This window comes from Siphonobacter sp. BAB-5405, assembly GCF_002872335.1.
Taxonomy (GTDB): Bacteria; Bacteroidota; Bacteroidia; order Cytophagales; family Spirosomataceae; genus Siphonobacter.
Map to the genome: position 1 here is coordinate 1 of NZ_NJAG01000177.1, position 921 is coordinate 921.

General features: G+C 46.9%; 1 pseudogene. It reads right to left on the bottom strand.

Annotated elements, in window-relative coordinates:
* Positions 1-235 precede the first annotated feature (235 nt).
* A pseudogene (locus tag BWI97_RS27930) lies at positions 236-921 on the bottom strand (hypothetical protein); the annotation flags it as partial.

The window sequence follows — 921 nt, forward strand, 5'->3', positions numbered from 1 at the left end:
GGACTGGCGTCAATATCAGCCTGATCCTTGTAGAAACCAATGGCCTGATATACCCGAATCTGACCAATACTCTTGCCCGTATAATTCTGGTAGGAATACTGAGAGGCAGGTTCATCCATGAACAGAATCTTGTTCTTGGCTAGGGAATAGTTGCCTCGCACGAAATAGCTGAAGTTCGACCCGATCTTATCTTCAAAACCAAATTCAAGTTCAATACCCCGGTTATTGACGCGACCTAGGTTAACAGGCGGTAAACCCTGCCCAAAGATGGACGAGACCGTTCCCCGTACGGTGAGGATATCAAACGATTGTTGTCGAAGTAGTTGACGGAACCCGTAATTACGGTTTTCCAGAAAGCAAATTCAACGGCCAGGTCAAGTTTCTTTTCTTTCTCCCAGCTTACCTGTTCATTGGCGAGGGATCCTTCAAAAATACTTTGGTACTGATTGCTTGAATAGCCAAAGTCAGTCGGAACTACGCCGTTGCCAATTCCATAATTCTGCTGATAGTAATAGCTGAAATTACTACCCAAAGCGTCGTTTCCTACTAACCCATAAGAAGCACGGAATTTAAGCAGATCGACGAAAGGTACGTTGCTTTTGAAGAAGGGCTCCTCCGATAAAACCCATCCGGCGGATACTGCCGGAAACAAACCATATCGGTTGCTGCCAATAAAGCGATCCGAACCATTGTAGCCCGCATTAACCTGAAAAAGGTATTTCTGATCGTAGTCGTAGCTAATCCGTCCGGAATACCCCCGGAAGTTACTGGGAATGAAATTGTAAATAGCATTGCTACTGGCGGCCGTATTTGAGTTGCGGTTCAGTAAGGCTAAGCCCGCAACGTGGTGCTTGCCGAAGGTCCGGTCGTAATTCAGATAAGCCTGAACGTTCAGCACGCGGCTGGTACTGCGAGGCGAAT